The sequence below is a fragment of the Sphingobium salicis subsp. salicis genome (assembly GCF_049472635.1).
GTDB classification, from domain to species: Bacteria; Pseudomonadota; Alphaproteobacteria; order Sphingomonadales; family Sphingomonadaceae; genus Sphingobium; species Sphingobium yanoikuyae_A.
Genome location: NZ_JAYRCS010000001.1, coordinates 4,429,199 through 4,449,950 on the forward strand (window position 1 = coordinate 4,429,199; position 20,752 = coordinate 4,449,950).

The window sequence follows — 20,752 nt, forward strand, 5'->3', positions numbered from 1 at the left end:
TAAGCATCTGTGAATCGGACCGACCTTCAGCGCGCCCTGGCGCATAATATGCCGCAGATTGCGCGCCTCTGGCGCCAGCTTGCCGATTCCACCCTGGCCGAATTTGGCGTCTCCAATTCCGCCGGCTGGTGCCTGCTCTATCTCGACCGGCTGGGCGCCGACGTGCGCCAGATCGAACTGGCCGATGTGCTGGGCATCACCCAGCCTTCGCTGGTCCGCACCCTCGACCATCTTCAGGCCGCCGCCCTGATCGAGCGCACCCCCAATCCGGAGGATCGCCGGTCCAACTGCCTGTCGCTCACCACCTCCGGCCGCGACCTTGTCGGCCGCATCGAAACGCGGCTCAGCAACATGCGCAACGACCTGCTCGATGGTGTGCCAGAGGCGGATATCGAGACCGCCGTCAATCTGTTAGAACTGCTGCGACGCCGTATCGGGGAGCGCCGGGGCCAGTCATGAAAAAGGCCGCTTTGTCAGCCTGGAGCGAGCGCCTTGGCGTTCCCGCCGCGCTATTCTCGCTCAAATGTTTCCTGGCGGCGATGCTGGCCCTTTATGTGGCGCTCAGCATTGGCCTGGAACGCCCCTATTGGGCCTTCCTTACCTCCTATATCGTCGCCCAGCCGCTCGCCGGCGCGGTGATTTCCAAGGCGATCTTCCGCGCCATCGGCACCATCGTCGGCGCCGCCTTCTCGGTCGCGATCGTCCCGCCTCTGGTCAATTCGCCCGAACTCCTGACCCTCGCCATGGCCGCCTGGCTGGCGCTCTGCGTCTTCGTCTCGCTGCTCGATCGCACGCCGCGCTCCTACATGTTCGTGCTGGCCGGCTACAGCGCCTGCCTGATCGTCTTCCCCGACGTCGACTCGCCCCAGACCATCTTCACCGTCGCCACCCTGCGCGTGCAGGAAATCTGGATTGGCATCGCTTGCGGCAGCATCGTCCATGGCGTCGTTCTGCCCGGCTCGATCACCGGCAACCTCTTCGCCCGTGTCGAAGCCATGCTGCGCGATGCCGAACGCTGGTCGCGCGATGCGATCGCGACCGATCCGGTGCCCGGCCTCGACGCCGAACGCCGCCGGCTGGCGCAGGACGTCACCGAACTGCACCAGATGTCGATCCATCTGCCCTTCGACATCAGCCGCCTCGCGCCGCGCGTCCGCACCGTGCGCGCGATGCAGGACCAGCTCTCGCTGCTGCTGCCGCTCGGCGCCGCGGTCGAGGATCGGCTGGCGATGCTGAAACAGGCCAATGGCGGCATCGTCCCGGCCCAGGTCGAACAGTTGATCGCCGATGCGCGCGACTGGCTCGATCATCCCGGCACCGACAGCGCCACCCGTGCCGCCGGTGCCCAGGCGCTGATCGACCGCTGCGCCGCGCTGGAACCGGCGGCTGACAGCGATATGGACTGGGCCGGCATGATGCGGCTCAGCCTCTATTCCCGCCTCGGCACGCTGATCGCGGTCCATCGCGACTGCCGCGACCTGTTCGACCAGATGCTGACCCACAGCCGCAGCCCGGTGACGCCGCGCGTCGCCGAACTGCTGGAGGGACGCCGCAATCGCGAACTGCATCGCGATTATGCCGGCGCCGCGCGCGGCGCCTTCGCCGCCTTCATGACGGTGACGATCGGCTGCGCCTTGTGGATCGGCAGCGGCTGGCATGATGGCGGCAGCGCGGTGATGCTGGCCGGCGTCTTCCTTGCGCTCTTCTCGGCGTCGGACAATCCGCTCGCCCCGCTCAAGGGCTTCATGATCGGCACGATCATCGCCACCTTCCTCGGCGCTCTCTATGGCTATGCCATCATGCCCCGGCTCGACGGCTTCGCCATGCTCGCCCTGGCCTATGCGCCGCCGCTACTGGTGCTGGGCGCAATGATGGCCTCGCCGCGCTGGATGGGGATTGCGCTGCCGACGCTGCTTGGCCTCGGCAGTCCGGTGCTGCTCTCCAGTGCCTATGTCAGCGCCTTCGCCTCCTATGTGAATGGCTCGGTGGCGCAGCTTGTCGGCATCTGGTTCGCCATCATTATGGCCGGCCTGCTGCAATCGGCCGGGGTGGAGCGCGCCGTGCGCCGCACCGTGCGCGCCGGCTGGGCGGATATCGCCACTCGCGCCAACCTCATGACCCAGCCCGACGTGCGCGGCTGGATCAACCGCATGCTCGATCGCATCGCGCTGCTCGCCCCGCGCCTTGCCGCCATTCGCACGGACAGCGGCAAGCCGCTCTATGACGCGCTGCGCGACCTGCGCACCGGTGTCGCCATCGGCGAGCTTCGCCAGCTCCGCGTCGATCTCCCCTTCGAGGAAGGCGCCCCGCTCGGCCGGGTGCTGGGCGGCGTGGCCGACCATTATCGCCGGCTCGATCCCGATGCGCCGGCTGCGGCCGATCCCGCCCTGCTCGATGACATCGACAGCGCCATCGGCGACCTTGCCGCCAATCCCGCGCCCTCGGTCCGCCGTGATGCGATCCTGGCGCTGGTCAGCCTGCGCCGTAATCTCTTTGCCGACAGCGCCGGCTATCGCATGCCCCCCATGACCCCCCTGACCGGAGTTCCCGCATGACCGGCGAATTGTCCATCGACGGGGTCTTCTTCCCCACGCTGCTGGCGCTGGCGCTGGCCGCGCTCATCCTCACCTATGGCCTCACCCGCCTGATCGCGGCGTTCGGCCTCTATCGCTTTCTTGCCTATCGGGCACTCGTCGACCTCAGCCTGTTCGTGCTGACGCTCGGGGGCCTGTCCATTCTCGTTCCGATGCTGGGAATCCGCCTATGAACCGCCTGACCGGGACGCTGATCCGCAGCGCCGCCACCATCATCATCGTCATCCTCGCCGTCATCGTCGCGGTGTGGATGTGGAACCATTATGAGCGCAGCCCCTGGACCCGCGACGGCCGCGTGCGCGCCGACGTGGTGCGCGTGACCCCCGATATTGGCGGCCTCGTCACCTCGGTCGCGGTGCGCGACAACCAGCAGGTGAAGGCGGGCGACCTGCTCTTCGTCATCGACACGCCGCGCTATGCGCTGGCGCTGGAACAGGCGGAGGCGCAGATCGCCAGCGCCCAGGCCACGCTCGGCCAGGCCCGGCGGGAGGCGACCCGCGATCTGGCGCTGGGCGATCTCGTCGCCAAGGAAAGCCATGAACAGAATGTCGCCCGCGTCGCCACGGCGCAGGCCGCGCTGGCCGAGGCGCGGAGTGCGCGCGATGCCGCCGCCTTGAACCTCAAGCGCACCCAGGTCCGTGCCTCGGTCAACGGCGTCGTCACCAATCTCGATCTGCATCCCGGCGACTATCTGGGCGCCGGCACCCAGGCGATGGCGTTGATCGACAGCGACAGCCTGCGGGTCGAGGGCTATTTCGAGGAAACCAAGCTGCCTCTGGTCTGCATCGGCGCGCCCGTCACCGTCCGCCTGATGGGCGAGAAGCAGGATCTGCACGGCAAGGTCGAAAGCATCGCCTATGGCATCAATGACTCGACCCGCAGTGACTCCGGCAACCTCCTGCCCACGGTGGAGCCGACCTTCTCCTGGGTCCGCCTCGCCCAGCGCATCCCGGTCCGGGTGAAGCTCACCAATGTCCCGGCCAATATCACGCTGATCTCCGGCCGCACCGCCACGGTCACGGTCGAACCGGCGAAGAAGGATGCCAAGCCGGGAAGCTGCCGCCATGCGTAAGGGCTTTGCTGCATCCTTGATGGCACTGGCGCTCAGCGCCTGCGCCACCGCCGGGCCGGACTATCATCCGCCCGAACATTCGGCCGCGACCGCGCCGGGCGCGCAGGGTAATTTCCAGTCGGCGCAGGGTGCGGGCTTCAGCAATGCCGACCTGCCCGACCATTGGTGGAAACTCTATAATGATCCCCGGCTCGACGCGCTGATTGCCGAGGCGCTGACCGCCAATACCGACCTGCGCGTCGCCGATGCCAATCTCACCGCGGCGCAGGCCGTGCTGCGCGAGACCGAGGCGGGGCGCCAGATCAGCACCACGATCAGCGGCGGCGAAACGCTGGCGCGTCCCTCGGGCGTGACCCAGCATCTGCCCGGCTCGGTCAGCTATGATTTCGGCCTCAGCGCCTCCTATCCGCTCGACCTCAACGGCCGCATCCGCCGCGCGATCGAATCGAGCGGTGCCAATGTCGAGGCGGTGACCGCCGCGCGCGACTATGTCCGCGTCAGCGTCGCCGCCGCCACGGCCAAGGCCTATGCCCAGGTCTGCGCCGCCAATTATGCGCTCGGCGTCAATCGCCGGGTCGTCTCGCTCCAGCGCGATACGCTCAACGCCACCCAGCGCCTGTTCAAGGGTGGTCGCGGCACCGCCTTCGACGTCAGCCGCGCCCAGGCGGCGGTGGACCAGAGCGAGGCGACGCTGCCCGTTTATGAAGCGCAGCGCCAGAGCGGCCTCTATCTGCTCGCCACCCTGCTCGGCCGTCCGCCGGCCGATTACCCCAGGGATGTGGAAGGCTGCGCCACCCTGCCGTCGCTCGGTGCGCCGCTGCCGGTGGGTGATGGCACCGCACTGATCCGCCGCCGCCCGGATATCCGCCAGGCCGAACGCATGATCGCGTCCGATACCGCGACTTTGGGCGTTGCCATGGCCGATCTCTATCCGCAGGTCAGCATCGGTGGCTCGGTCGGCCTGTCCGGCCCGCTCAAGGATTTCGGCTCCGGCTCCGCCTTCGGCTTCAGCCTCGGCCCGCTCATCAGCTGGACCTTCCCCAACCGTCCGGTGGTCCGCGCTCGCATTGCCCAGGCCGATGCCCAGGTGCAGGCCGATCTTGCCAGCTTCGACGGCAGCGTGCTGGAAGCGCTGCGCCAGACCGAAACCGCGCTCGAAACCTATCGCCGCGATGCGGAAAAGGCCGCGGCGCTCGATCGCGCGCGCGACAGCGCCAATGTCTCGGCGGGGCAGGCGAACAAGCTGTTCCGCTTTGGCCGCAGCGATTTCCTCGACCTGCTCGATACCCAGCGCAGTCTCGCCAGCGCCGAATCCTCGGCCGCGGCCGCCCGCGTCCAGCTGGTGCAGGACCAGATCGCCATCTTCCTGGCGCTGGGCGGCGGCTGGACCTCAGACGATGCGGTCGACCAGAGCGCGGGGAACCCGCAGCAATGATCCGTGGCGCGCGCCGGCCGGCATGGTCAGGCGCGCGCTGACGTCGGTCCACGTCACCATGTCGCGGGTCATCGCCGCGCCCCAGCGCCCCTCCTTGTAGACGTCATAATAGCAGAGCAGCGCATCGCCGACCTGCGCGCTCATCGGCCCTTCGACCCAGCCGGGCGAGAAGGGCGGTGACAGGGGGCCGAACGGCCCGGTCGGGCTGTCCGCCTTCGCCACCTGCAGCCATTTGTGCGGCGGCTGCACCGTCTCGTCCTTGACGATCAGATAGAGGCCGCCGCCCGGAGCCTGCGCGAATGTCCCGTCGATCACGCTGAAGCCGGGATCATAAAGCGGCGCGGGGGCGCTGAACGTCTCGAAATCACTGGTGCTGACCGACCAGAGCCGATGATTATAGCCCGATTCCGACGTCCCCGCCGTCTCGGTGAAACGGCCCTCCACCGTGCTCGACCAGAAGAGGATATGGCGCCCGGTCGCCGGATCGCGCACCGCCTCGGGCGCCCAGCAATTGCGGGTGCCGGGCACGTCCTGCATGACCGGGATGGCGCGCTGCGGCGACCAGTGGACCAGATCGCGGCTGGTCGCATGGCCGATCGTCACCCCTTCCCAGGCGGTGGTCCACAGCAGATGATAGACGCCCTTGTCCGCGAACAGATAGGGGTCGCGCATCAGCTTCTTCTCGCCCACCTGCGGCACCAGCAGGCTGCGCCCGCCCGCCAGCGTGCGAAAGGCAAAGCCATCCTCGCTCACCGCCAGTTTGAGGCCGTCGGCCTCGCCCTTGCCGGTGGTGAAATAGGCGAAGACCAGCATATCATCGGCGCGCGCCGCCGACCGGGTGGCGCACCCTGCCAGCGCCAGCGCGCCCAGCCCCAATGTAAAGTCGCGCCGTCTCATCAGCGATAATCCTTGGCCATTTGCGGGTAGAGGTCGAGCAGCTCATTGGCGACATAGTCGCCGCCATGGCCCATTGGCCCGGTGGGTTCGGGTTTCGGCACGGCCGGCTGCTGCGAGGCCAGCCCACCCGGCGCTTCCGCCCCATTCAGCCCCTGGCTGATCAGATCGGGCTTGGCGCCTTCGCCGGCATTATGCCCGTCCTGGTCGAAAATCGCCTCCTGGTGCCGGATCGGCTCCCAGATGAATGTGCCCCAGCCATGCTTGCCGGGCAGGGCGTGGACCAGATCGTTGATATAGCGCTTGCGGCTCGAATATTCGGCGACCAGCAGCCCCTTGTCGGGATAGCGCTTCACATATTCGCTGAAGGTCGTGGCCCAGTCGCCCTGCGCCCGCTGCTGGTAGCAGGAAAAGCCGACCACATCGAAATCCACCTGCCGCGCGATCAGCGCATCGGTCCATTCGCGTACGATCGGCCAGTGCCGGCCCAGATGATTATGCACCTGGATCGCGACCCCCGGCTCGGCCCGGCGCGCGCCGGCGATCCCCGCGCGCAGCAGCGCGGCAAAACCGTCGAACCCGCCAACCTCGCCGACTTTGGCATGATTGGCGTCGGTCACCGGATTGCCGGTCGACGTCGACAGTTTCACCCGGCCATAGGGCCACAACATGCCGAAGGTCGTTTCATTGCCGATCACCGCCATGTCGACCGGCGCGCCGCCCGCGCGCATCGCCACCAGCGTGTCATGGGTATGCGCCTCGACCGCCCTGGCCAGCGCCGGCAGGTCATAACCGGCCCAGGCCGCCGGCACCGCCTGATGCTCCGGGTCGGCCCAGGTGTCGCTATAATGGAAGCTCAGCACCAGCCCCATGCCGGCGTCGCGCACGCGCTTGCCCAGCTTCACCGTCTGGGCCAGGCCGGCCCAGCCCTTGTCCGGTTCCCGCCTGGAATAGCCCTTGGTCGGATCGACGAAGATGCGCAGCCGGATCGCGTTGAACCCGGCATCGCGCAGGATCAGGATCGGGTCTTTCTGTACCCCGTCCACGAAATAGCGCGCACCGGCCGCCTCATCCTCGGGCACCCAGCTAATGTCGGCGCCGATCAGATAGGGGCCGGGCCGCGCGCCATTCTTGCTCACCTTGGCCAGCGCCGGCCGGGCCAGCAGGGGCAGGGTGGCAAGGCCGAATGTGCCGCGACGCGTGAAACGGGTCATGCCTTCACCTCCATGCGATATTCCGGGACGATGCGCAGCACTTCCAGCGTCGCGACCTGTTCCCCCGCCGGCAGCTTCGCCCGCGCCATATCGTCCAGATAGATGGGCGCATCGGCGCGCAGCGGCATCACCGTCAGCGTCCAGGGGCGCCCCAGCCGCGCGGCAAAGCGCTTGAGGCCGATCCGCCAGACCCGTCCGTCCCAATAGGCATCGTCCAGCATGTCGGGGCCATCGAACAGCCGGCCGATATCGCCACGCCAGTCGATCTCCAGAAAAGCGTCGTCGCCCTCCGCCAACACATCCTTGGGAATGGTGAAAGTGAACGCGGCCGCTGCCTTGTGCGCCTCGGGCAAAGGCTGCATCGCCGCCTTGGCCGGCCCGCCAATCTCGATCGGCGGCGCCGTGCCGGCCTCGCGCGTCTGGGTGAAGGGCAGGGGCGCGATAGCTGTCGCCTTCGCCGTCATCATCGCCGCCTTGCCGGGCAATATCTGCCAGGCGAACCGCGCCTCGCCACGCTGGCGCAGTTCCAGCCCGTCCGGCCCGAACAGCACATCCGCCGCGCTCAGCACCACGCGCCGCTCGCCACCAATCTCGCCGACCCAGATGCGCTTTGCCGCCTCCCGGTCGATCAGCAGCAGCCGCACCGATCGCCCGTCCGCGCCCGTCACCCGCACCGGCCGCGTCGCGGATGGCGGCACCTGGACGATCACCCGTCCGCCTTCGCTCCGCGCTGGCGCATCGACCTTCGTTCCAGCCGGGAAGGCCAGCTCCACGGGGCCGGGCAGGCAGGCCGCCATCACATGGATCGGCCCGTCCCTGTCGGCAATGCGCGTCACCGGCTGCGCCGTCGCCCAGTCGAGCCGCACCCCGTCCAGATCCATGCCGATCGGCCAGAAGAAATTGTCACCCGGCGCGATCGTCACCGGCCGGCTCGGCAGGCGAACCGGGCCGCCGGCCAATGTCACATCGAACTGCGTGCCGGGATGCGCCGCCGTGCCATATTGGCGGACATGATTGTTGACGAACAGGAAGCCGGTGTCGCCCTTCGCCCGCACCGCCCAGCGCAGTGTCTTCAGGTCATCCTTGTCTGCCGGCAGCACGGCCGGCGCATGCACCGTCATCGGCGCCAGCGTCTCGCCATATTCGGCCAGGAAATAATGGAGCGGGCGCAGCGCCGCGCTCACCGGATTGACCTCGCCATATTGGCCGATCGGCGCCTGGAAATCATAGGCGATCGCCGGGCAGTCATTATAGCCGCCCGACCGCTGCGTCTCCTCCAGCATGCGCCCGTTCGCCATCGGGTTGGCGCCGCCATGAAACATATAATAGCCTAGCAGATTGACGCCCGACCCGACCTGCGTCGTCACCGCCGCCGCCACGTCGGCCGGCTGCAACAGCGGCCGCCGCCGATACATGACCGGCACGCCGCCGCCATATTCCGCGCCCAGGAAGGGCGTATCTGCCATGTCGCTGTCGGCATCGCCGCGCCGCCCGCCGCGCGTCTGTGCGCCCAGGTCGCCGCTCACCCGGCTGTCGAAGCGGAACAGGTAATTTTCCTTGGGCGGCAGTTTCACCGTCTTCGCCGACCAGGGCTCGTCGGGATAGCCGCCATGCACCGGCACCACCTCGCCCTTGGGATAGACCGTCTGGTCCCATCCGGTCACGGTATAGAGCGGCACGTCGAAGCCGATCCGCAGCGCCAGCGCCTTCAGCGCCGCGATATGCTCCCGGCCCTGGCCGGGGCCGCCCAGATTATATTCATTCTCGACCTGCATGCCGACGATCGGCCCGCCATCCTTCCACATCAGCCCGTTGAGCTGATCGTGCAGCCCGCGCCAGAAGCGCTCGACCTGCGCCATATAGGCCGGGTCGTTGCTGCGCGCGCGGGTGCTGCCGGCGATCCAGTCGGGAATGCCGCCGAAGCGCGCCTCGGCATGGCCCCAGGGGCCGGGCCGCAGGAAGAAGAGCAGGCCATGTTTCTGGCAGAGCCGCACGAAGCGCCCGATATCCCGATCGCCGGTCCAGTCGAGCATGCCGGGCGCCAGTTCGACATGGTTCCAGAGAACATAGGAGGCGACGATGCCGACACCGGCCGCCTTCATCTTCAGCAATTCCTCTTCCCAATATTCGCTCGGGAAGCGGGTGAAGTGAAACTCGCCCATCACCGGCAGCCAGGGCCGGTCGTCGCGGGTCAGATAGAGATTGGTGATGCCGATCCGGCCCTGCGGCCCGGCGCCGGTGCCCATATGGAGATGCCCGGACTTGAGCGGCAGGCCCGGCTTGCGCGCGTCGAGGCTGTTGGCCGTCTGGGCAAGGACATCGGTGGGAAGGGCAAGACCCAGGCCGGCAAGGCCCGTGGCAGTCAGCGCCGTGCGCCGGTCGATATCGGGCATCCGTCCTCCTGTGGTGAAACGGGAGGCTGAGCCCTCCTCTTTGGTCAAGGTTGTCCTGCGCCCACCCGCTGGCAGGCGCAGGACGGGATATCAGCGGGCCAGCCAGCCGCCATCGACGGCGAGGACATGGCCATGGATATAATTGGCCGCCGACGAGGCCAGGAACACGGCCGCCCCGCCAATGTCGCTGGCTTCGCCCCAGCGGCCGGCCGGGATGCGTTCCTGGATCTGGCGGTTGCGGGTCTCGTCGGCTTGCAGCGCGGCGGTGTTGTTGGTCGCGATATAGCCCGGCGCGATCGCGTTGACGTTGACGCCCTTGGCCGCCCATTCGTTCGCCAGCAGCTTGGTGAGGCCGGCGACACCGCTCTTGGACGCGGTATAGCTCGGCACCCGGATGCCGCCCTGGAAGGACAGCAGCGAGGCGATGTTGACGATCTTGCCGCTGCCCTGTGCCAGCATGTGCCGCCCGGCCGCCTGGGCGAGGAAGAAGGTGGACTTCAAATTGGTGTCGATCACCGCGTCCCAGTCTTCCTCGGTGAAGTCGACGCTGTCGGCGCGGCGGATGATGCCGGCATTGTTGATCAATATGTCGAGCCCGCCCAGCTTGGCGATCGTCTCGTCGACGACGCGCTGCACCGGTTCGATGCTGGAAAGATCTGCCGAGACGATCTCCGCCTTGCGGCCGAGCGCCCGGACCTTCTCGACGGTCTCTTCCGCCGGGGTGCGGCCGACCGCCGCAATGTCGGCGCCGGCCGCCGCGAGCGACAGCGCGATCGCCTGGCCGATGCCGGTATTGGCGCCGGTGACGATGGCGACCTTGCCGGTCAGATCGAAGATAGTGCTCATGTCAGGACTCCCTGGCCCCTCCCGCTCGCGCGGAAGGGGCGAAAAACCGTCAGGCCAGCTGGCAGATGTCCAGCACGTTCATGTCGGTATAGTCCTGATTCTCGCCGGCCATCGCCCAGATGAAGGCATAGGCCTTGGTGCCCGAGCCCATATGGATCGACCAGGGCGGCGAGATCACCGCTTCCTCATTGGCCATGATGATGTGACGCATCGCGTCGCCCTCACCCATATAATGGAAGACGCGGTCGGCATCGCCATCCAGCTCGAAATAGAAATAAATCTCGCTGCGGCGCTCATGGATGTGCGGCGGCATGGTATTCCACACCGAACCGGGCTTGAGGACGGTCAGGCCCATGACCAGCTGCGCGCTGTCGCAGATGCCGGGGATGACGAGCTGGAAGATGGTGCGTTCGTTGGATTCCTCCAAGCTGCCGCGCTCCAGCGCATTGGCGTCGGCGATGCCGAGCTTGCGGGTGGTGAACGCCTTGTGCGCCGGGCAGGAGGCGAGATAGAAACGCGCGCCGGCGCCGGCGAACTCCACGTCCTTGGCGCCCATCGTCACATAGAGGCAATCCTTGTTGCCCAGCGTGAAGACTTCGCCGTCGACGGTCACGGTGCCTTCCACGCCCGAGACATTGACGATCGCCAGTTCGCGCCGCTCCAGGAAGGGATGGCCCGCCGCCGAGGCCGGCTCGGTCTGCGCCGGCAGCTTCACCGGCGCATCGGCCACCGCCACGCCGCCGATCACGAAGCGTTCGGCATGGGTATAGTTGAGCACGCATTCGCCGTCACGGAACAGCCCGCCGATCAGATAGCGATCCCGCAGCTCCTCGTTCGACACGCACTCCATCATGTCGGGGTGGGTCGCATAATAGGTCTTGTCGAACATCGGGAATCTCCATCTAAACTTTGGCGAAGCTTATAACGGCGCAGGCGGCGAATGTAAGTCTGTTTTCCCGGAATGTGGACTATTGTTCCGACATATGAGGAAAGTCGCCGCGTAGCAGGATGACATGCAGGAAGCGGGGGCCATGGGCGCCGCGCACATAGGTGCCCTCGATATCGGTCGTGCCCGACACGCCGGTGATCCAGTAATGGGCGCGCGGCTGCGGCCCGGCCAGCGGCGCTTCCTCCAGCCAAGGGGCGATGTCCGCCACGCGCAGCAGCACCAGATGGTGCAGCGTCAGGAAATTGGGCAGCATCGGCGCCTGCGGGCTGGTCTCGAATATCAGCGACCCGGTCTCGGCAATGCCCTTGCGCGCAATCGCCAGCGTCGCCGCCTCATCGGGTGCGGCATCCTGATGCAGGGCAAAGCCGCTCCAGTCGCAGCCCGACAGGCGCGGGTCGGGCGGCAGGCACAGCGCGCGCACCTCGCCCTGCGCGTCCAGATAGCGCGCGACCGCAGCGGGCAGGTCGGATATCGTTTCGATGACGTCATGGCTGGCGCTAACGCTGGGCAGGGCCAGCCGCGCCAGAAACTCCGCCTCGATATGGGCGACATCGACCGCCGGCCGCTCCGGCGTGCCGAGCAGCGCCGCAGCCTCCGCCGCTATGTCAACTTTGCTGTCATCTTTCAGGCGACCAAGGATGGCCTCGCGCGCATTCATCGGCCGTTTTCCTTGCGATATTGATCCATGAAGGTCTGCGCCGCGGGCTTGGGCATGTCGCGATAGCGGGTCCAGCCGCCCGCCAGCGGCAGCCTGCTGATCCAGCCCTTGCTGCCCAGCAGCCGCATCGCCCGCACCGCCATGCTGGTGCCCATCCGATAGAGGCGTGGCCGGGTCGCGACCCAGGCCCATAGGCCCAGCCCCGCGCGCAGCGATTGCGGCTCCAGCCCCTCGCGCCAGCTCTTTTCGCGCCAGCCGCGCAGCAGCGTCGGCAGCGGGATGCGCACCGGGCACACTTCCTGGCACTTGCCGTTCATGGTGCAGGCATTGGGCAGGTCGCGGCTCTGCTTCAGCCCGTCCAGCACCGGGGTCAGCACCGCGCCCATCGGCCCCGGATAGGTGCCGCCATAGGCATGGCCGCCAATCTGCCGGAACACGACGCAATGGTTCATGCAGGCGCCGCAGCGGATGCAGCGCAGCATCTCGGCCAGCCCCTCCTCGCGCATCCGGGTGCGGCCATTATCGACCAGCACGATATGCATCTCTTCCGGCCCGTCCCGGTCGCCGGGGCGCTTGGGGCCGGTATAGAAGGTCGTATATTGGGTCAGCGCCGCGCCGGTCGCCGATCGCGCCAGCATCCGCAGCATATGCACGGCATGCGGCATGCTCGGCACGATCTTCTCGATCCCGGCGGTCACGATATGGACGCGCGGCGGGACCAGCGACAGCTCGGCATTGCCCTCATTGGTGACGGTGCAGATCGCGCCCGTGTCGGCGATCAGGAAATTGGCGCCGGAAATGCCGACATCCGCGCCCAGCATCTGGGTGCGCAGCTCGCGCCGCGCGCTTTCCGCCATGGCGGCGATCGTCTCTTCCTCATGCGGGGTGCGATGCTTCGCCTTGAACAGGGCGGACACCTGTTCGCGGGTCTTGTGCATCGCCGGCCAGATGATGTGCGAGGGCCGCTCGTCGGCCAGCTGGATGATATGTTCGGCAAGGTCGGTCTCGACCCGGCCGATGCCCGCTTCGGCCAGCGCATGGGGCAGGCCGATCTCCTCGCCCAGCATCGATTTGGACCGGGCGACGCTCTTGGCCTTCGCCGCCTTGCACAGGGCGATGACGATGTCGCAGGCCTCGTCGGCGGTGCGTGCCCAATGGACCTTCGCCCCGGCCGCGGTGGCGTTCGCCTCGAACTGCTCCAGATAATGACCCAGATGGGCGACCACATGGTCCTTGATCGCCGCCGCGCGGGTGCGCGCTGCCTGGAAATCGGGAAAGGCGTCGACCGCGACCGCGCGCTTGGCCTCGGCCGTGCCTGCCGTTCGTTCGACCGCGACCTTCAGGATGCGGTCGGCCAGCGCCGTATCGGCGCGCGCCTTGAAACTGGTCGCTTCGGCCGGTGCGCCGCTCATGCCTCTTCCCCGATCGCCGGGCCATCGCCCATGCCGGCGATCAGCTCGATCGCGTGGAAGGCGCGGACCTTGCTGCCCTTGCGGTTGAGCTTGCCCGCCATGTTCATCAGGCAGCCCAGGTCGCCGGCCAGCAGCAGGTCGGCACCGGTCGCCTCGATCGCGTCCGCCTTCTCGCCGACGATCGCGTTGGAAATGGCCGGATATTTGACGCAGAAGGTGCCGCCAAAGCCGCAACAGGTTTCCTCGCCCGCCAGCGGCGTCAGTTCCAGCCCGGCGATGGGCTTCAGCAACCGGCGCGGCTGCGCCTTGACGCCCAGCTCGCGCAGCCCCGAGCAGCTGTCATGATAGGTCGCCTTGGCCGTGACCTCCACGCCCTCGGGCTTCCACCCGCATTGCTCGTCCAGATAGGCCATGATCTCCCATGTCTTGCCCGCCACTGCCTGCGCGCGCGGCAGCCATGCGGGATCATGCTCGAACAGCTCGGGATAATGGCAACGGATCGTGCCGCCGCACGACCCCGACGGCACCACCACCGCCTCATAGGGTTCCAGCGCGACGATGGTCTGCTTGGCCAGCGCGATCGCATGCTCGGTGTCGCCGCTGTTGAGCGCCGGCTGACCGCAACAGGTCTGGCCTTCGGGCACGACCACGTCGCAGCCCGCCGCCTCCAGCGCGCGGATCGCGGCAAAGCCGATGCGCGGGCGCATCATGTCGACCAGGCAGGTGACGAACAGGGCAACCTTGCGCTGGGTCACACGCCATGCCTCTTGGCAAAGGCCAGGAACAGGTCTGGCCAGGGCGCGGCCGACTGGGCCTGCGCCGTAATGCCGAAGCCATGGCCGCCATTTTCGAACAGATGGCATTCGGTCGGAATCTTCTGCGCCCGCAGTGCCGCCAGCATGGCGATGCTGTTGTCGACCGGCACCGCCGGATCGTCGATCGCATGGGCCAGGAATATCGGCGGCGTCTGCGCGCTCACATCCTGGTCCAGCGAATAGGCGCGCATCCGCTCGGGCGACGGATTCTCGCCCAGCAATTGCGTGCGCGATCCCTTGTGGACGAACGGCCCCTCCATCTGGATCACCGGATACATATAGGCGGCGACGGCGGCCTTGATCGGCTCGCGATCGGCGGCATCGACCGGCTTGTAGCTTTCCACCGGCGCCCGGCTGGTCAGCCAGGCGGCCAGATGCCCGCCGGCCGAAAAGCCGATCACGCCGACCCGATTGGCGTCGAACTTCTCCTTCGCCGCCAGGCTGCGCACCAGCCGCAGTGCGCGCTGCGCATCCTGCAGCGGTGCTTCGGCCCCGGCGGCCCAGCCATCGGCGGGCAGGCGATAGAGCAGCACGAAGCAGACATAGCCTGCCTCGGCAAAGCGGCGCGCGATCGAATAGCCCTCATGGCCGATCGCAACCCGGCTGTAACCGCCGCCGGGGATCAGCATGATCGCCGCGCCATTGGGTTTTGCCGGTCGCAACAGGGTCAGGGTCGGGGTGACGATATGGGCGAACACGCCATCGTCCGGCCCGCTGTCGGGCCGGCGCAGCGTCTCCACTTCCTTCACCGTCACATGCTCGCTGCCCGGCGCCTTGCCCGGCCAGATCGGAAAGCGGACGAACCCCTGGGGCAGCGGAAAGCTCTGCGCCAGCGCCTCGCTCATCGGCGCAAGCGCGGCGGCAACGGCGGCGCCGGTCAACAGGCCGCGACGGTCAAGCATGGTCATTGGCATTCGGTCCTTCCCAGCGGCGTGGTCCGATCGAGCGCCGGCCGGCTCGCCAGCACCTTGGCCGAAATCGGCAGGTTCAGCGCCTTGAGGCCGCCGGCGACCAGATCGGCGACATTGCGCGCGCCCAGTTCGCTGAAATGGGTATCGTCGTCGATCCCCTTGGGGAAGCCGGGCATCTTGTCCTCCGCCTTGTAGTGGAGGAAATAGGCTTTCGCCTTGTCCGGCCCGGCCCGGTCGACCCAGGCACGCGACAGCGCTTCCAGATCGATGATCGGCACATGCGCGCTCGCGGCCAGTTCGCGCATCACCGCGGAATATTCGGCGAAGTCGGCCTTCGCCTTGCCGTCGGCGCCAAAGCTGCGCCGCGTCACCGGCGTCACCAGAACCGGCGTGCCGCCGGCCCCGCGCACGTCCCAGATGAAGCGCAGCAGATTGTTGCGATAGTCGGTCTGCGCCGGCGCCCAGCGCTGCGGCTTGGCGCGATAGGCGTCATTATGGCCGAACTGGATCAGCACCGTGTCGCCGGGCATCAGCTCGCTCATCAATTTGGTCCAGCGCCCTTCCTCGATGAAGGAGCGGGTCGACCGCCCGCCCATCGCATGGTTGGACACCCGCACCTCGGGCGACAGGCCGCAGCCCAGCATCATGCCCCAGCCGGTCTGGGGATAATTGCCCTTCTTGTAATTGGCCGCGGTCGAATCGCTGGCGATCAGGATCGTGTCGCCCGGCTGCGTCGCCAGCGCCGGCAAGGGCATGGCCAGCAGGGCGAGGGCGGCGGCGGCTTTGGTGGCGATCCTCATCGGCGATGTCCTGTTTCCTGAATACCGTCATCCCCGCTTTCGCGGGAATGACGGCGCTCAATATCTTATTGCAGGTTCACATACATGCCGCCGTCGACCAGCAGCGCCGCGCCGGTGACATAGGCGGCCATGTCCGACGCCAGGAAGACGATCGGCCCGGCAAGGTCTTCGGGCGCCCCCAGGCGGCCGAGCGGCGTGCGCTTTTCCATATATTCGCGCTTCTCGACATCGGCCAGGTCATCCTTGTTGATCTCGGTCAGGATGGTGCCGGGCAGCACGCTGTTGCAGCGGATGCCATATTTGCCGAGCGCAATCGCCGTGGACTGCATCAGCGAATGCACGCCGGCCTTGGTCGGGGTGTAGTGGGTCTGAAACTCGCCGCCGACCAGCGCGGAGATGGAGGAGACGGCGACGATCGATCCGCCATGGCCCTGCTTCACCATCTGCTGCGCGGCCGCCTGCACCATGAAATAGGCGCCGTGCAGATTGACCTTGAAGGTGCGCTCCACCACGTCGACCGGCATGTCGAGGAAGCCATGGAACGGGCAGATGCCGGCATTGCTGACCATCACATCGACCTTGCCGAACGCCTCGACCGCCTTGGCGACGAAGTCCTGCGCGGTCTGCGGATCGGCGACATCGCCCTTCACCGCGATCGCGCGCTGGCCCAGCGCCTCGATCTCGGCGACGCAGCTGGCGGCCGGGCCGTCGCTATGGGCATAGTTGATGACGACGTCGGCGCCATGCTGGGCGGCGCCGATGGCGGCCGCCCGGCCGATGCCGGTCGATGCGCCGGTGACGAGGACGGTCTTGCCTTCAAGCAGCTTCATGCGAGCATTTCCTTGGATTAGCGCCGCACCGGGCGGCGGGGGGATTTGACGCCGGGGGTCCAGCCCAGGTCGGCGCTGACCTTCTGCGCGGCGGCACGGACCTCGTCGCTCAGCGATGCCATGCGCTCATCGTCCATATATTGGGCGGCGCTCGACAGGCTGATGGCGGCGACGATCGCGCCCGACGCATCGCGGATCGGCGCGGCAACGCAGCGTATCTGGTCTTCATTCTCTTCCAGGTCGAACGCGCGCCCGGCCGCGACATAGCCGCGCATCCGCTCCAGCCATTGCGCCGGGTCGGCATCATGGGTGCCGTTCTCCCGCTCGCTTTCCAGCAGCCGGGTCCAGCCCGCCTCCGGATCGTCCAGCATCAGCGCCTTGCCAAGGCCCGTCGAGGTCAGCGGATGGCGATCGCCGATCCGGCTCGAAATCTCGACCCGGCGGCGGCCGGGAATCTTGTCCAGATAGAGCGCCTGATCGCCATCCAGCCGGCCCAGATGCACCACATCCTCGCTCGCGGCGGCCAGCGCTTCCAGATGGGGGCGGGCAATCTGCACAACGTCGGCCTGGCTCTGCGCCAGGAAGCCGAGCTGCAGCAGCTTGGGGCCAAGCTGATAGCCCTCGCGCGGCAGGAAGGTCAGGAAACCGCGCTCGACCAGCGCATTGGCCAGGCGATGGGTGGTGGAGCGCGTCAGGCCCATGCGCTCGGACAGGTCGGCGAGCTTCACCGGCCCGTCGATCACCTGGTCGAGCAGGTCCAGCCCGCGCTGAAGGGTCTGCGACCCCTGCGTCTTCGACTTTTCCTCTCGCGGACCCGATTCCGGGTTTGACGTATTTTGTCTCATCTACTAACACTCTATCCCACAAAATGAGAAAAACAAGGGTGTAGGAGAGGCTGGACGCGATTCTTCCCCTCAATTGCCCCACGTTGTGCGCATTTTGTCCATATGGTGGAAGTGTTATTGCCCATCCCCTTGCGATGGGTCTGGCCCAAGGGAGTTTCAGCGTGCCCATCGTGACGTTGCCGAAGATCAAGCATGTCCGCGCCTTCACCGTGCGCGGCGGCGGTGCCGATTATCATGACCAGGGCGAAGGCCACTGGATCGACGATCACATCGCGACGCCGATGTCGAAATATCCCGAATATCGCCAGTCGCGGCAGAGCTTCGGCATCAATGTGCTCGGCACTTTGGTGGTGGAAATCGAGGCCGAAGACGGGACCATCGGTTTCGCCGTGACGACCGGTGGCGAGCCCGCCGCCTATATCGTCGAAAAGCATCTCGCCCGTTTCCTCGAAGGCCGGTCGCCGACCGACTATGAGAAGATCTGGGACCAGATGTATTTCTCGACCCAATATTATGGCCGCAAGGGCCTGGTCATCAACGCCATCTCCGGCGTCGACCTCGCGCTCTGGGATCTGCTCGGCAAGCTGCGCCAGGAACCGGTCTATCATCTGCTCGGCGGCGCGGTCCGCGACGAACTGCAATTCTACGCCACCGGCGCGCGCCCGGACAAGGCGAAGGAATTCGGCTTCATCGGCGGCAAGATGGCGCTGCACCATGGCCCGGCCGAAGGTATCGAGGGCCTCAAGAAGAATATCGCCGAACTGGCCGACATGCGTTCGAAGGTCGGCGATGATTTCTGGCTGATGTGGGACTGCTGGATGGCGCTCGACGTCGACTATGCCACCCGCCTCGCCATCGCCGCGCATGAGCTGGGTCTCAAGTGGATCGAGGAAGCGATCAGCCCGGACGATTATTGGGGCTACCAGCAGCTCAAGCGCAACGTGCCCAAGGGCATGCTGGTCACCACCGGCGAGCATGAAGCGACCCGCTGGGGCTTCCGCATGCTGATGGAAATGGATTGCTGCGACATCATCCAGCCCGATGTCGGCTGGTGCGGCGGCGTGACCGAACTGCTCAAGATCAGCGCGCTGGCCGACGCCCATGGCAAGATGGTCGTGCCGCATGGCTCGTCGGTCTACAGCTATCATTTCGTCATCACCCGCCACAACTCGCCCTTCGCCGAGTTCCTGATGATGCATCCGGGGCCGACGGAAGTGGTGCCGATGTTCCACCCGCAATTGCTGGGTGAACCGGTGCCGGAAAATGGCCGCATGAAGGTGAGCGCGCTCGACAAGCCGGGCTTCGGCGTTGACCTGAACCCCGACATCGCGATGCACCGCCCCTATACCCACTGATCGCCTGAACAGAGAAAGACTGATCCCATGAAATTTGTTCGTTTCGGCCAGCGTGGCCAGGAAAAGCCCGGCGTGATCGATGCCGAAGGCAAGATTCGTGACCTCTCCGGCGTCGTCGCCGACCTGACGATCGAGAGCCTCGCCGCCGCCAAGGGCGTCGACCTGGACTCGCTCCCCGTCGTCGATGGCGACCCGCGCTATGGCGTGCCGGTCAAGGGCATCGGCAAGATCGTCGCCATCGGCCTCAACTATGAGGACCATGCGATCGAATCCAACCTGCCGATCCCGACCGAGCCGATGATGTTCATGAAGGCGCTGTCGTCGCTCAACGGCCCCAATGACGAAGTGATGCTGCCCAAGGGCGCGACCCATGGCGACTGGGAAGTCGAACTGGGCGTCGTCATCGGCGAAACCTGCCGCTTCGTGTCGGAAGAAGATGCGCTGTCGAAGGTTGCGGGCTATGTCCTCGTCAACGACGTGTCGGAACGCTTCAACCAGAAGCAGCGCGGCACCCAATGGAGCAAGGGCAAGGGCCATGACACCTTCTGCCCGGTCGGCCCCTGGCTGGTGACTGCCGACGAAATCGGCAACCCGCAGGATCTCGACATGTATCTCGACGTCAATGGCGATCGGATGCAGACCGGCAATACGAAGACGATGATCTTCAACGTCGCCCAGCTCATCTCCTATGTCAGCGAATATATCACCCTCTACCCCGGTGACCTGATGATCACCGGCACCCCTCCGGGCGTGGGCGAGGGCAAGAAGCCTGAGGCCGTCTACCTCAAGGCCGGCGACGTCATGGAACTGGGCATCGCCAAGCTCGGCAGCCAGAAGCAGAATGTCGTGGAATGGCGCCACCTGGGCGACGAGGTGCTCGGATGAGCGTCTTTTCCGGACGCTATGAAGGTCGCTGCGCCATCGTCACCGGTGGCGCCTCGGGCCTGGGCAAGCTGGTTGCCAAGCGCATCGTCGAAGAAGGCGGCAAGGTGGTCCTGTGGGATCTGAATGCCGACGCCCTCGCCGCTGCTAGCCAAGAAGTCGGCGCGACCCATGTGGTTGCGCTCGACGTCTCCGATCAGGCCGCCGTCGCCGCCGCCGCCAAGGCCAGCGCGGATGCGCTGGGCAAGATCGACGTCCTCGTCTGCTCGGCCGGCATCACCGGCGCGACCGCCACGGTGTGGGACTATCCGGTCGACAGCTGGCAGCGAGTGATCGACATCAACCTCAATGGCCTCTTCTACTGCAACCGCGAAGTCGTGCCCTTCATGCTCGAAAACGGCTATGGCCGGATCGTCAACCTCGCCTCGGTCGCAGGCAAGGAAGGCAATCCCAACGCCAGCGCCTATTCGGCCAGCAAGGCGGGCGTGATTGGTCTCACCAAGAGCATCGGCAAGGAACTGGCCGGCAAGGGCGTGATCGCCAATGCCCTGACGCCGGCCACCTTCGAAAGCCCGATCCTGGAACAGCTGCCGCAGAGCCAGGTCGACTATATGCGCTCGAAGATCCCGATGGGCCGGCTTGGCCTGGTCGAGGAATCGGCCGCCATGGTCTGCTTCATGGCCAGCGAGGAATGCAGCTTCACCACGGCGTCGACCTTCGACACCTCGGGCGGCCGCACCACCTTCTGATCCAAGCCTATCCGCGGCGCGACCGGCCATTCAAGAGCACGGCGCGCCGCGATTTACGCCAGTCTCCCCCGTTCGCCCTGAGCCTGTCGAAGGGCAGG

The 20,752-nt window shown here is 66.7% G+C and carries 20 protein-coding genes; 8 read left to right on the plus strand and 12 right to left on the minus strand.

Annotated elements, in window-relative coordinates; all coding sequences use genetic code 11:
• Window positions 1–48 precede the first annotated feature (48 nt).
• Genes VHN57_RS21380 through VHN57_RS21400 form a run of 5 tightly spaced genes read left to right on the plus strand, consistent with a single transcriptional unit; the run spans window position 49 to window position 5,101 of the window.
• Entirely contained in the window at window positions 49–459 is a 411-nt protein-coding gene (locus VHN57_RS21380) for a MarR family winged helix-turn-helix transcriptional regulator (protein WP_251007672.1), read from the plus strand.
• A complete protein-coding gene (locus tag VHN57_RS21385) occupies window positions 456–2,555 on the plus strand; it encodes an FUSC family protein (protein ID WP_423285317.1) in 2,100 nt (699 codons plus the stop codon). Before VHN57_RS21380 ends, VHN57_RS21385 begins: the two co-directional genes overlap by 4 nt.
• The gene (locus tag VHN57_RS21390; RefSeq protein WP_004209328.1) at window positions 2,552–2,767 is read left to right on the plus strand and encodes a DUF1656 domain-containing protein; all 216 of its coding nucleotides are present in this window, start codon (window positions 2,552–2,554) and stop codon (window positions 2,765–2,767) included. Before VHN57_RS21385 ends, VHN57_RS21390 begins: the two co-directional genes overlap by 4 nt.
• Window positions 2,764–3,666: an efflux RND transporter periplasmic adaptor subunit gene (locus VHN57_RS21395; protein ID WP_010337503.1), complete on the plus strand. Its 903-nt coding sequence runs from the start codon at window positions 2,764–2,766 to the stop codon at window positions 3,664–3,666. The genes VHN57_RS21390 and VHN57_RS21395 overlap by 4 nt, the downstream gene beginning before the upstream one ends.
• Window positions 3,659–5,101, plus strand: a complete 1,443-nt coding sequence (locus tag VHN57_RS21400) for an efflux transporter outer membrane subunit (RefSeq protein WP_423285319.1) — start codon at window positions 3,659–3,661, stop codon at window positions 5,099–5,101. Before VHN57_RS21395 ends, VHN57_RS21400 begins: the two co-directional genes overlap by 8 nt.
• Here VHN57_RS21400 and VHN57_RS21405 read toward each other — a convergent pair.
• The 12 genes from VHN57_RS21405 to VHN57_RS21460 all read right to left on the minus strand — a co-directional run bounded on the left by VHN57_RS21405 (window position 5,057) and on the right by VHN57_RS21460 (window position 17,668).
• Window positions 5,057–5,998: a glycoside hydrolase family 43 protein gene (locus tag VHN57_RS21405; RefSeq protein WP_125998831.1), complete on the minus strand. Its 942-nt coding sequence runs from the start codon at window positions 5,996–5,998 to the stop codon at window positions 5,057–5,059. The two genes, VHN57_RS21400 and VHN57_RS21405, sit on opposite strands and share 45 nt — an antisense overlap.
• Complete coding sequence (locus VHN57_RS21410) at window positions 5,998–7,209, minus strand: glycosyl hydrolase 53 family protein (RefSeq protein WP_423285321.1); 1,212 nt, start codon at window positions 7,207–7,209, stop codon at window positions 5,998–6,000. Before VHN57_RS21410 ends, VHN57_RS21405 begins: the two co-directional genes overlap by 1 nt.
• On the minus strand, window positions 7,206–9,602 hold the full coding sequence (locus VHN57_RS21415; protein ID WP_423285323.1) for a beta-galactosidase: 2,397 nt from the start codon (window positions 9,600–9,602) through the stop codon (window positions 7,206–7,208). Before VHN57_RS21415 ends, VHN57_RS21410 begins: the two co-directional genes overlap by 4 nt.
• Window positions 9,603–9,692: 90 nt before the next feature.
• Window positions 9,693–10,448, minus strand: a complete 756-nt coding sequence (gene kduD, locus VHN57_RS21420) for a 2-dehydro-3-deoxy-D-gluconate 5-dehydrogenase KduD (RefSeq protein ID WP_423285325.1) — start codon at window positions 10,446–10,448, stop codon at window positions 9,693–9,695.
• Between the two features lie 49 nt (window positions 10,449–10,497).
• A complete protein-coding gene (kduI, locus tag VHN57_RS21425) occupies window positions 10,498–11,337 on the minus strand; it encodes a 5-dehydro-4-deoxy-D-glucuronate isomerase (RefSeq protein WP_423285327.1) in 840 nt (279 codons plus the stop codon).
• Window positions 11,338–11,416: 79 nt separating this feature from the next.
• Complete coding sequence (locus VHN57_RS21430) at window positions 11,417–12,055, minus strand: LutC/YkgG family protein (RefSeq protein WP_423285329.1); 639 nt, start codon at window positions 12,053–12,055, stop codon at window positions 11,417–11,419.
• Window positions 12,052–13,467, minus strand: coding sequence for a lactate utilization protein B (locus VHN57_RS21435; RefSeq protein WP_423285331.1), 1,416 nt, complete (start codon window positions 13,465–13,467; stop codon window positions 12,052–12,054). Before VHN57_RS21435 ends, VHN57_RS21430 begins: the two co-directional genes overlap by 4 nt.
• A complete protein-coding gene (locus VHN57_RS21440) occupies window positions 13,464–14,222 on the minus strand; it encodes a (Fe-S)-binding protein (RefSeq protein WP_423285333.1) in 759 nt (252 codons plus the stop codon). Before VHN57_RS21440 ends, VHN57_RS21435 begins: the two co-directional genes overlap by 4 nt.
• Window positions 14,219–15,190 (minus strand): alpha/beta hydrolase, encoded by a 972-nt coding sequence (locus VHN57_RS21445; protein WP_423285335.1) that lies wholly within the window; start codon window positions 15,188–15,190, stop codon window positions 14,219–14,221. Before VHN57_RS21445 ends, VHN57_RS21440 begins: the two co-directional genes overlap by 4 nt.
• Window positions 15,187–15,993 carry a rhamnogalacturonan acetylesterase gene (locus tag VHN57_RS21450; RefSeq protein ID WP_423285337.1) on the minus strand — a complete coding sequence of 269 codons (807 nt, stop codon included), beginning with the start codon at window positions 15,991–15,993 and terminating at the stop codon, window positions 15,187–15,189. The genes VHN57_RS21445 and VHN57_RS21450 overlap by 4 nt, the downstream gene beginning before the upstream one ends.
• A gap of 65 nt (window positions 15,994–16,058) precedes the next feature.
• Window positions 16,059–16,823, minus strand: coding sequence for an SDR family NAD(P)-dependent oxidoreductase (locus VHN57_RS21455; protein WP_004209342.1), 765 nt, complete (start codon window positions 16,821–16,823; stop codon window positions 16,059–16,061).
• Between the two features lie 17 nt (window positions 16,824–16,840).
• Window positions 16,841–17,668, minus strand: coding sequence for an IclR family transcriptional regulator (locus VHN57_RS21460; RefSeq protein ID WP_284112769.1), 828 nt, complete (start codon window positions 17,666–17,668; stop codon window positions 16,841–16,843).
• A gap of 134 nt (window positions 17,669–17,802) precedes the next feature.
• On the opposite strand from VHN57_RS21460, the gene rhmD reads away from it, so the two are divergent.
• From rhmD to VHN57_RS21475, 3 genes are read left to right on the plus strand one after another with little or no spacing between them, the layout of a single operon-like run.
• Window positions 17,803–19,023, plus strand: coding sequence for an L-rhamnonate dehydratase (gene rhmD / locus VHN57_RS21465; RefSeq protein ID WP_374550196.1), 1,221 nt, complete (start codon window positions 17,803–17,805; stop codon window positions 19,021–19,023).
• A 27-nt stretch (window positions 19,024–19,050) separates the two neighbouring features.
• Window positions 19,051–19,908: a fumarylacetoacetate hydrolase family protein gene (locus tag VHN57_RS21470; RefSeq protein WP_423285340.1), complete on the plus strand. Its 858-nt coding sequence runs from the start codon at window positions 19,051–19,053 to the stop codon at window positions 19,906–19,908.
• Window positions 19,905–20,654, plus strand: a complete 750-nt coding sequence (locus VHN57_RS21475) for an SDR family NAD(P)-dependent oxidoreductase (protein WP_097385001.1) — start codon at window positions 19,905–19,907, stop codon at window positions 20,652–20,654. The genes VHN57_RS21470 and VHN57_RS21475 overlap by 4 nt, the downstream gene beginning before the upstream one ends.
• The last annotated feature ends 98 nt before the right edge of the window (window positions 20,655–20,752 follow it).

Excerpts from the sequence above, each read along its gene's own strand:
- VHN57_RS21450 (WP_423285337.1), bottom strand. The coding sequence starts at position 15,993 with ATGAGGATCGCCACCAAAGCCGCCGCCGCCCTCGCCCTGCTGGCCATG.
- VHN57_RS21410 (WP_423285321.1), bottom strand. The coding sequence starts at position 7,209 with ATGACCCGTTTCACGCGTCGCGGCACATTCGGCCTTGCCACCCTGCCC.
- VHN57_RS21460 (WP_284112769.1), bottom strand. The coding sequence starts at position 17,668 with ATGAGACAAAATACGTCAAACCCGGAATCGGGTCCGCGAGAGGAAAAG.
- kduI (WP_423285327.1), bottom strand. The coding sequence starts at position 11,337 with ATGTTCGACAAGACCTATTATGCGACCCACCCCGACATGATGGAGTGC.
- VHN57_RS21475 (WP_097385001.1), top strand. The coding sequence starts at position 19,905 with ATGAGCGTCTTTTCCGGACGCTATGAAGGTCGCTGCGCCATCGTCACC.
- VHN57_RS21415 (WP_423285323.1), bottom strand. The coding sequence starts at position 9,602 with ATGCCCGATATCGACCGGCGCACGGCGCTGACTGCCACGGGCCTTGCC.
- VHN57_RS21405 (WP_125998831.1), bottom strand. The coding sequence starts at position 5,998 with ATGAGACGGCGCGACTTTACATTGGGGCTGGGCGCGCTGGCGCTGGCA.
- VHN57_RS21390 (WP_004209328.1), top strand. The coding sequence starts at position 2,552 with ATGACCGGCGAATTGTCCATCGACGGGGTCTTCTTCCCCACGCTGCTG.
- VHN57_RS21400 (WP_423285319.1), top strand. The coding sequence starts at position 3,659 with ATGCGTAAGGGCTTTGCTGCATCCTTGATGGCACTGGCGCTCAGCGCC.
- rhmD (WP_374550196.1), top strand. The coding sequence starts at position 17,803 with ATGGGTCTGGCCCAAGGGAGTTTCAGCGTGCCCATCGTGACGTTGCCG.
- VHN57_RS21380 (WP_251007672.1), top strand. The coding sequence starts at position 49 with ATGCCGCAGATTGCGCGCCTCTGGCGCCAGCTTGCCGATTCCACCCTG.
- VHN57_RS21455 (WP_004209342.1), bottom strand. The coding sequence starts at position 16,823 with ATGAAGCTGCTTGAAGGCAAGACCGTCCTCGTCACCGGCGCATCGACC.
- VHN57_RS21385 (WP_423285317.1), top strand. The coding sequence starts at position 456 with ATGAAAAAGGCCGCTTTGTCAGCCTGGAGCGAGCGCCTTGGCGTTCCC.
- VHN57_RS21470 (WP_423285340.1), top strand. The coding sequence starts at position 19,051 with ATGAAATTTGTTCGTTTCGGCCAGCGTGGCCAGGAAAAGCCCGGCGTG.
- VHN57_RS21445 (WP_423285335.1), bottom strand. The coding sequence starts at position 15,190 with ATGACCATGCTTGACCGTCGCGGCCTGTTGACCGGCGCCGCCGTTGCC.
- VHN57_RS21430 (WP_423285329.1), bottom strand. The coding sequence starts at position 12,055 with ATGAATGCGCGCGAGGCCATCCTTGGTCGCCTGAAAGATGACAGCAAA.
- VHN57_RS21435 (WP_423285331.1), bottom strand. The coding sequence starts at position 13,467 with ATGAGCGGCGCACCGGCCGAAGCGACCAGTTTCAAGGCGCGCGCCGAT.
- VHN57_RS21395 (WP_010337503.1), top strand. The coding sequence starts at position 2,764 with ATGAACCGCCTGACCGGGACGCTGATCCGCAGCGCCGCCACCATCATC.
- kduD (WP_423285325.1), bottom strand. The coding sequence starts at position 10,448 with ATGAGCACTATCTTCGATCTGACCGGCAAGGTCGCCATCGTCACCGGC.